This window comes from Gemmata sp., assembly GCF_051859125.1.
GTDB lineage: Bacteria > Planctomycetota > Planctomycetia > Gemmatales > Gemmataceae > Gemmata.
The window spans coordinates 1-7,288 of the sequence record NZ_JBHYGG010000148.1; the positions used below are offsets into that span (position 1 = coordinate 1).

The 7,288-nt window shown below is 69.2% G+C and carries 5 protein-coding genes; 2 read left to right on the top strand and 3 right to left on the bottom strand.

From position 1 onward, the window contains the following. Positions 1 to 30 precede the first annotated feature (30 nt). On the bottom strand, positions 31 to 2,232 hold the full coding sequence (locus tag ACTIGN_RS14675; protein WP_439625060.1) for a PVC-type heme-binding CxxCH protein: 2,202 nt from the start codon (positions 2,230 to 2,232) through the stop codon (positions 31 to 33). 286 nt (positions 2,233 to 2,518) lie between these two features. Here ACTIGN_RS14675 and ACTIGN_RS14680 point away from each other — a divergent pair, with 286 nt between their 5' ends. Beyond that, positions 2,519 to 3,373, top strand: coding sequence for a phytanoyl-CoA dioxygenase family protein (locus tag ACTIGN_RS14680; protein WP_439625062.1), 855 nt, complete (start codon positions 2,519 to 2,521; stop codon positions 3,371 to 3,373). A gap of 57 nt (positions 3,374 to 3,430) precedes the next feature. Here ACTIGN_RS14680 and ACTIGN_RS14685 read toward each other — a convergent pair whose 3' ends face one another. Together ACTIGN_RS14685 and ACTIGN_RS14690 are read right to left on the bottom strand one after the other, a co-directional pair. Continuing rightward, positions 3,431 to 5,464, bottom strand: a complete 2,034-nt coding sequence (locus tag ACTIGN_RS14685) for a hypothetical protein (protein WP_439625064.1) — start codon at positions 5,462 to 5,464, stop codon at positions 3,431 to 3,433. Positions 5,465 to 5,581: 117 nt separating this feature from the next. Then, positions 5,582 to 6,010, bottom strand: coding sequence for a diacylglycerol kinase (locus ACTIGN_RS14690; protein WP_439625066.1), 429 nt, complete (start codon positions 6,008 to 6,010; stop codon positions 5,582 to 5,584). 776 nt (positions 6,011 to 6,786) lie between these two features. On the opposite strand from ACTIGN_RS14690, the gene ACTIGN_RS14695 reads away from it, so the two are divergent. Continuing rightward, complete coding sequence (locus tag ACTIGN_RS14695; RefSeq protein WP_439625068.1) at positions 6,787 to 7,155, top strand: hypothetical protein; 369 nt, start codon at positions 6,787 to 6,789, stop codon at positions 7,153 to 7,155. Positions 7,156 to 7,288 lie beyond the last annotated feature (133 nt).

Here is a 7,288-nt window from a genome sequence, read left to right on the forward strand (position 1 = left end):
CGGAACGCATCCTCAACCTCGCCGCATGAGCTACAGGATGTCGCGGAAAGAACAGTTAGAATCGGTCGCGGCGATCGTCAGCCTCTCGATGGCGCTCTCGTCGCCTAGCAGAACGGCCACTGCTTCGAGGTCGCGTCGCAGATCTTTCGTTGCCGATCGCTGTCGAACCCGGGCGTACACCTTCGCCCAGTTTTTCGGCGGCGTCACCGCCTTCACCCCGGCAAGGGTTTCTCTCATGACCGCGAGGATGTCCTGTTGCACCCCTGGTTCGGCCCTGGAAAGCAGTTCAAGGAGCGGTTCGGAGACGGGGCTGACTTTCGAAACGTGATAGCGAAGCGCGTTCCGGCGGATCGTTGGGTGGTTCGTGAGTGTGATGAACGACGCCGGGTTCTCCGCGAGCATGCTGTCGCCGAGGTGCGAAAGGACCGCATACCACGTCATCTGCACGAGTTGCGGGTCGCTGTTTTGTTGCACGCGCCGCAGCAACCCGGACAAAAGCAAGTCGACCGAGGCCATGTGCGGCCGGTCGACTTGGCCGATCCTCGTTAAGTGAGGTCGGTGCCGTTGGAACGCGGACGCGATGGCCAGGTCCACGAACGCCGACGGCCGGCTCCTCAATGATTCACTGAGCCCTGCGGCACACTCGTCGAGCACCTTCTGCTCCGCCTTAGAGTGGTCCGCTTCGACCAGTTCCCTTGCCGCCCAGGCTCGAACCGAATCGTCGTTTGCCCGAACGAGGTGCGCGAGGTCTGCGAGGGAGAGGTCGCTCAGGGCGAGCAGGCTCCACAAGGCTCGCAACTGATTCCGAGGGGCACTTCCGTCTTTCAATGCAACGCGAAGTGAGGCGAGTGTATCTGGGTCCAACTTCTTGGCTGCGGCTCGCTCTTGGAGTACGCGCCGAGCCTTCCGCACGAACCATTCGTTCGGCGACAGTTGCAGTTTCACCAACTCGGCGTCGCTGAGCTTCGAGACGTCGCCCTTCCATTGTTTCGGGTCGCCGTAGCTGACGCGGTAGATGCGGCCGTTGGTCGTGTCGGCCTTGTCGTAGTTGTGGCACTCGCCGGTGTCGCACCAGTCGCTCACGTACAGCGCGCCGTCCGGGCCGCACTTCACGCAGATGCCGCGGAACCACGAGTCGTTCGCGAACAGGAAGTCCTTGCGGCGGACCCCCTTCATCCCGCTCGGGGTGCGCTCCAGGCCGTCGTTGTTCAGGCGGTTGCCGTGGATGTTCGCGGTGAACAGCGTGTTGCGGTACTCGGGCGGGAAGTTGTCGCCGAGGTAGATCGCGCAGCCGCTGTGCGCGTGGCCGCCGCCCGCGTCGCTGTGCTCGGGCTTGCCGCCGGGGCCGGTGGTCCGCGAACTCGTCCAGTCGCCGCCGGCCCAGTGCTTGTAGTCCACGCAGCTCTTCATGAGGCCGTAGGCGTGCGGGTTCGGGTCCTGGCCGTACATCCGCTGGTAGTGCCCGCCGGGGACGAAGTGGAACAGGTGGTCGATCACGCAGTTGGTCACGAACATCTCGCCGTTCTCGTCCCAGTCGAGGCCGAACGGGTTCGTGGTGCCGTGCGCGACCGGCTCGAACACCTTCCGCGTCGGGTGGTACCGCCACACGCCGCAGTCCATGTACGGCCGCTTCTCCTTGGGCGTGCCGGGCGGCCCGACCCACGCCTTCGCCTGGATGCCGTTGCACCCGTAGAGCCAGCCGTCCGGCCCCCAGCCGAGCGAGTTGAAGATGTTGTGCTTCGTGTCGGTCATGTTCCAGCCGTCGAGCGCGACCTCCGGCTTGCCGGGCTTGTCGCCGTCGAGGATCGGCACGAACAGCAGGTTCGGGGACGAGCACAGCCACGCGCCGCCGAAGCCGAGTTCGATGCCCGACAGGTTCACGCCGTTGTCGAGGAACACGGTCTTCTTGTCGAACGTGCCGTTGCCGTCGGTGTCTTCGAGGATGACGACGCGGTCGGAGCCCTTGCCGTCCTTGCTCCACTTGGGGTAGCTGAGGCACTCGACGACCCACATGCGGCCGCGGTCGTCGAACGTGAACGCGATGGGCTGCACGATGTCGGGCTCGCCCGCGAACAGGGTGACCTTGAACCCCGGCGGCACGGTCATCTTCGCGGCCGCGTCTTTGGTGGGGACCGGGCCGTCCTTGGGCGCGTCGGGTGCGGCCGTTGGTGCGGCCCCGGGGGCCGTGTGTGCGACGGCGAGTAGCAGGAGGGAGAACGCGGCGGTTCGCATGTGCGTGGCGGGTGGTTGTGGGAGGGGCGGGGTTCGGGATATGGTATCCGCAACGGGACTCGAATCGAATCCCCTTTCCGGGTCGTGCGCGTCGTCGATCGAGTCACGGCGCGAAGCAATGGCACGCGGATGACGCGGAAGAATGACGGGATTGAAAACCGATCAGATACGATCCAATGCAAAGAACGGGTTTTCTCCGATCCTCTGGATCCTGTCTTTCGTCCGCGTCGTCCGCGTGCCATTGCCTCGTGCTCGATCCACTCCCCAGGTCACTCGGAGTTGTCCCATGTCCGCGATCCTCTCCGACGCCGCCGCTCACCGGTACCACGCCGACGGGTACGTCCTCGCGCCCGGGTTCTTCGACGCCGAGGAGATCGAACTCCTGCGGCGGTCCGCCAAGGAGGACAGCGAACTCGACAAGCGGTCGTTCGGCCGGGCGGACGGTGAAGGGGGCGTCGTGCGGCTGTCGCTCTGGAACCACCCCGGCGACGGCATCTACGGCATGTTCGCCCGGTGCGAGCGGATGGTGCGGAGCTGCGAAAAGCTGCTCGGCGGCGAGGTGTACCACTACCACTCGAAGATGATCCTCAAGGACGCGAAGGTCGGCGGCGCGTGGGCGTGGCACCAGGACTACGGCTACTGGTACCAGAACGGCGTGCTCGAACCGCTGCTCACGTCGGTGTTCGTCGCGGTCGACCGCTGCACCGTCGAGAACGGCTGCCTGCAGGTGATCGCGAACTCGCACCACTGCGGGCGAATCAACCACGTCCTCACCGGCGAGCAGGCCGGGGCCGACCGCGAGCGGGTCGAGGAGATGCTCAAGCGGCCGGAGCGGTTCCCGCTCGTGCACGTGACGATGGAGCCGGGCGACACGCTGTTCTTCCACCCCAACACGCTCCACCGCAGCGACCAGAACAAGAGCGACAACCCGCGGTGGGCGATGATCTGCTGCTACAACGCGGCCCGCAACGACCCGTACAAGGACGCGCACCACCCGCGGTACACGAAGCTCGACGTCGTCGGCGACGACGCCATCAAGCAGGTCGGGGTGAAGCGGTTCGCGGACGCGGGCGACGTCGCGTGGCTCGAAGACAAGCGGGACAGCAGCGCGAAAGAGCTGCTGGACGATACGAAGAAGTGATCGGCGCAAATGAACGAAGCCCACCCTGACGGGTGGGCTTCTGTGTTTCTCACGGGGTTAGCGCTTCCCGCCACCGCCCCGGGGAGCGCCGCCCCCGGCGGGGCCGCCTCCGGGTCGCGGGCCACCCCCGCCGCCACCGATGCCGCCGGCCGGGCGACCGCCCCCGCCGATCGGGGGCGCGGACCGTGCGGCCGGCGGCGCGATCGGAGCCGAACGAACGGCCGGCGGCGCGATCGGTGCGGACCGGGCCACGGGCGGCGCGATGGGGGCCGAGCGCACCGGCGGAGCGGCCGGTGTGATCGGGCGGTTGACCGGTGCTGCCGGTTGACCGACCGGTGCCGACGGGCGGATCGCCGGGGCCACGGGCTGGACCGGTGACGAGCCGGCGACTCGCGGCGACGAACCGCCACCGCCCGGCGTGATTGTCACCGGGTTCCGCGGGATGACGCCGGCAGCGCCCGGGTTGCCCACGTTCCCTGCCGAGGCGTTGACCGGCCCCTGCGGACCGGGGCCGCGGTTCGGGGTGATCGTGACGCCGCCGCTGGGTTGCGTGATCGCCGGCCGACCGGCCGCGCCGCCGGGTTGCGTGATCGCCGGTCGGCCCGCGCCGCCACCAGCGGCCGCGTTCGGGTTCGCCGCGGCCCGGGTCGCGTTCGCCGTCGAGATCGACCGCGCCACCTGCTGGGCCGGTTGCACGAGCGGGGGCGCTGCGGCGACGGGGCGTGCCGCGGGCGTGGCGGCCTGGGGCGGCCGGGCCGCGGCCGCGGCCGCCGAGCGCACCGCCGTGTTCATCGCGCCGCCGACCGCGGTCGGTTGCGGGCCGACGACCCCGCCCCGCGGCGGGCCGCCCTTCGGGCCGGGTCCGCCGGCGACCGCGCCGGGACCGCCCCTCGGGCCGCCACCGATCGCGCCGCCGCCCGGTCCACCTGGACCACCCGGGGGCCGCGCCCCGGTCGCGCCGGAGACGTAGTTGTTGCCGATGTTCCGCGGGTAGTTCGGGTTGTTGCGGTTCAGGTAGCAGTAGTGGTTCCACGTCGGGTTGTAGAACCCGCGGCCGCCGCCGAACCACGGGGTGTACCCGCCCCAGCCGCCGAGCCCCCAGAACGGCGAGCCGAACCCGATGCCGAGGCCGAACCCGCCGCCGCCGAAGCCGCCGTACCCGTAGTTGCCGTAGTAGAAGCTGTTGTACCCCGGGCCGATGAACAGCGACGAGAACAGCCCGCCGCTACCCCACCCGCCGCCGTACCCCAGGCCGATCGCGTACCGCGGGCGGTACGCCCACCCGGGCGTCTGCCACAGCGGCTGCGTGAACGTGACGCACGGGTTCAGGATGCCGCGGTCCTCGAGCGGGAAGTCCCAGTACCCGGGCACGTACTGGTAACCGTGGGGGGTCGCGAGGTACTGGCCGGGCACCCACATGCGGTCACCGTTCGGGGCCGCCCAGTACCCGGGCCGCCACACGTACTTCTCGTCGCGGTACACCCACGCGCCGGGAATCCAGAGCCCGTCCGGATCGGGCGCCGGCCCGTTCGGCCCGTTCTCGACCGACGCGGGCGGCTTCGGCAGGTCGACCCGCCAACTGTCCACGTCCACCGGCCGCCACGACCCGGGCAGGTACGTCCACACGCCCCCGACTTCCTTCCACTGGCCCGCGGACCAACTGCGGCCCTGCGGCGCGTTCCGCCACAGCCCGCTGACCCAGATGAAGTCGGTGCGGTCGGCGTCCCACTGCCAGTAGCCCGGAACCCACTGGACCCGGTCGCCCTCGGGCTTCGCCTCGGGCGGCAGCTCGGGGATCGGTGCGGGCGGGGCCTTCGGTGCGGTCATGCCGGGGCCGCGGACCTCCGCACCCGGCTGAGCGAACGCCTCGTGAATCGGCCCCTTGTCGAGCACCTTCACCCCGGGCTCGGGCTCGATCACCGGGCGCGGCTCGGGCAGGGGTTCGTCGGCCCCGGCGGGCCCGGGGACGGGGACTTCGGCGGCGGGCTTGTCGGGGGGCGGCAGGGGCGGGAGCGGCTCTTGCGCGGCGCCGAACGACGCGGCCACGAGCGCCGCGCCGAGCGCGGCCGCTCGGAGAAGGTGGGGTGTCACGGGTGTGCCTCAGGCGAGCGACAAATGTGTTCCGCTAGGCACCATTATACCGCCCGGAACGTGCCACCGGACGCGGACTTGAGCGGATTCGCCGGCGGGCCGAAGAAATCCGGCCGCTCAGCCCTCCCAGACGTGCAGCATCACCAGCAACCGGTGCCCGAACACGACGGTGCCGATGGTCGCGGCCGTGAGCGAGGCCGCCAGCACGGCCCCGGCGGCGATGTCGAGGCACCCGTGGATGCGGTCCTTGGTCTCGGCGTCGAGCCCGTGGAACAGCGTCTCGAGGGCGCTGTTGAACAGCTCGGCGGTGACCACCAGCCCGACGCACCCGACGACGAGGCACCACTCGGTCCGGTCGCACCCGAGCGCCAGCGCCGCCGCCAGCGCGAGGGCCGCGAAGAAGAAGTGGACGAAGAAGCTGGAGTGCCCGCGGACCCCGAGCTTCATGCCCCGGACCGCCTCGCGGAACTTGTCCACCCACCGCCGGGGCTTCTTGACCCGCGGCGGCTCGCTCGCCACCGCCGGCTCCCACCACTCACCGGGCATCCGTTCCTCCGGACCGTCGGGTTCGGGTCGCCCGACCGCACGGGCCGGGCACTCTCGCAACTGTACGCCGGGGCCGCTCCCGATGCTACCCGGCTCGCGCGACCTGTTGACCGGGTGTTCAGAATGCGCTCTGCGGAACGTGCGAGCGAGCAGTCGCCCCGTTTCGGGGCCAGCCGGGTCGACCGGCACCGGGTTGAGGTGTGGCATGAGAGTGGTTCCGCCCCGTTGCCCCGCCATCTTGGTAATGAGACGGTTTGCGCCGTAATGAGACGGTTTACGCCGTAATGAGACGGTTTACGCCGTAATGAGACGGTTTACGCCATAATGAGACGTAACTCTCCCGAAGCACCCACGACAACTTCCGAGCGATCGTTCGCGTCAGACAGAAATCCGGACCTCAACTCTTCCCGAACGTGGGGCGGCACCGAGCCGCCAACCCCACCTCTCGGCTCACCAACGTACCCACTCCGTGGGGTGGGCGGCTCGATGCGCGAGCCTGGCCCAGCGAGCCACGAAGCACACGTTCGACTCGAAGACCGCTGGACGTCTGAGTGTTAGCCCGATTCGAGCAACGCGCGGCGCGAATGGCTTCCGAGCCGTCCCGCTTGCCGAACGTCTGCGAAGGAAAGACCTTGTGCGGCGCTCATTCGCGGGGTAATTTGCATGTTAGCGTGACCGGCCAGTCACGATGTGGAGTGTTACTCTGACCGGTGGGTCAGACCTATCGCGCACCACGTATCAAGCTAATCCCGAGTTCGGCGGCGGAGGCATCGGCGGTGGCAGACCTCTCGAACATCACCTGTGCGACCTTCGACGCGATGCCCGAGTCCGAGCAGCGGGCGTTCGTCATTGGGGTGGCCAACGGCCGCGGGATGACCTCCGGGCTGTTCGAGGCGTACGCTGGGGCGGCCGAAGACATGGCCGGGTCACCGGCCGAGCGGGAGGCGGTTGCGTCCGCCTATCGCACTATCCGGGGCATGATGGAGCCATTGCTGACTATCGACGCGGCCAGCCTGCTCAATGGGGTGCGGGCCGCTTGCCGCCGCCCGGAGCTGCGGGACCGGCTGGTAATCGAGGCCCTGGCGTCGGTCCACCTGGAGGCATCGCGGGCACTCCGGGAGTTCCGCGAGCAGTCCGGCGGGTAGCGCTCCAGACGCCGAACCAGGCGCTGCAGCAGACGGCGGGGGCATGTAGGCTTTCCCCGACGTGTCGCTCACTCGGCCCCCGCCGCTGCTGAGCGGGGTCGACTATGAAGCCGTGTGCAGGTCAAGTCCGTTG

What these genes read in the sequence shown, in the direction of transcription:
- ACTIGN_RS14680 (WP_439625062.1), top strand. Translation starts at nt 2,519, where the DNA reads ATGTCCGCGATCCTCTCCGACGCCGCCGCTCACCGGTACCACGCCGAC.
- ACTIGN_RS14690 (WP_439625066.1), bottom strand. Translation starts at nt 6,010, where the DNA reads ATGCCCGGTGAGTGGTGGGAGCCGGCGGTGGCGAGCGAGCCGCCGCGG.
- ACTIGN_RS14675 (WP_439625060.1), bottom strand. Translation starts at nt 2,232, where the DNA reads ATGCGAACCGCCGCGTTCTCCCTCCTGCTACTCGCCGTCGCACACACG.